The sequence below is a fragment of the Streptomyces sp. NPDC101776 genome, from assembly GCF_044766845.1.
Taxonomy (GTDB): Bacteria; Actinomycetota; Actinomycetes; order Streptomycetales; family Streptomycetaceae; genus Streptomyces.
Map to the genome: position 1 here is coordinate 1 of NZ_JBIWMV010000064.1, position 1,380 is coordinate 1,380.

Annotated in this window: 1 protein-coding gene; it reads right to left on the reverse strand. The window is 64.1% G+C overall.

Going from position 1 to position 1,380, the window contains the following annotated elements:
- Positions 1-164 precede the first annotated feature (164 nt).
- Entirely contained in the window at positions 165-1,325 is a 1,161-nt protein-coding gene (locus ACIRRY_RS51805; protein WP_403988156.1) for an IS701 family transposase, read from the reverse strand.
- Positions 1,326-1,380: the final 55 nt, after the last annotated feature.

Below are 1,380 nucleotides of genomic sequence, written 5' to 3' on the forward strand. Positions count from 1 at the left end.
CTAGTACTGCAACGACACTCCGTGATGCCCTCTGCCTTTGTAGTGGCTGATGCGAGCTCGGGCTTGGCTTCTTCGCCGCCATAAGGACCAGGCGAGTATGTGCTGGATGCCGTGGCGGATAGGAGAGGAGACGCGGTTGAAGAGCCGCCGAGCCTCGTTCATGGTCACGGGTATGAGAGATCGATCGCTATCGGTTTCCAAATCCCCTTTTTTGCCGTCACTCGCAGGATAGCGAGGAAGGCAAGAGCGGCCATGGAGAGGGTTATGTGCCGGTACCACGCGGGGTAGCCCCGGACCTGGTAGTGATCGAGGCCGGTTTCGTTTTTCGCAGTCTGGAAACATTCTTCGACCATCCACCGGGTCCCTGCGACCCGCGCAAGTTCCTCCAACGGAGTTCCGGCCGGGCTGAAGCAGATGTAGTAGGCGATTTCCCTGTGATCCGTGAGGCTGCGCCGTGCCAGCAGCCAGTGGTCCCAGCCCGCACGCCGCCAGGGCCGGATCGCGGCCGCGGCCCAGTCGTACTCGCGCGGGCCGCGCGCGCCGTCACCGCAGCTCAGACGCGTCCATGCATCGTCGGGAAGCCGGCCGATCAGCTCATGCGCGCGGGCCTGGCCGAAGAACTCCATGGTGATGACCATCTCGGATTTCGGGACGGCGAGAACATGAGCAATATCCTGTTCTTCCAGCCACAGCCGGATCCGCCCCGTCTGACCATAGACCGCATCGCCGGTGACCCACCCGAACGGGACACCGGACGCGACCGCCCGTTTTAGCATGCGCAGACCCAGGTCGGGTTTGGTGGCGAACTCGACATCATCACCGATACCGGCCGACCGGCAGCGCTCGGGGTCCGAAGTCCATGCCTTCGGGAGATACAACTCCCGGTCTATCAGCGCCCGCCCCCGGTCGGACCCGTAAGCCAGGAACACCCCGATCTGGGAATTCTCGATCCGGCCGGCCGTCCCCGAGTACTGCCGGGCCACACCCGCCGACCGGACCCCCTTCTTCAGGAATCCCGTCTCGTCGAGGATCAGAATTCCCCGCTCAGGATCCCCGATGTGCTCCACCACCGCGTCGCGGACGTCGTCACGCAGGGCGTCACTGTCCCACAGGTAGTGGTTCAGCAGCCGCTGCATCCCCTGAGGGCCGTCATCCCCAGCGGCCTCAGCCAGGGTCCAGCCGTTCTTGCGTTCTGTCTCGCTGAGTAGTCCCCGCAGGTAGGACACCATCCGCCGCCGCGACTCCACCCGCCCGAACCGGCCTGCGAACCGGGCCACGAAGTCGTCGAACGCATCTGACCAACCATCAACTATCTCTTCAGGCACGAACCCATCAACGATCGCGGGCACACCACGTCACGGAGTGTCGTTGCAGTACTAG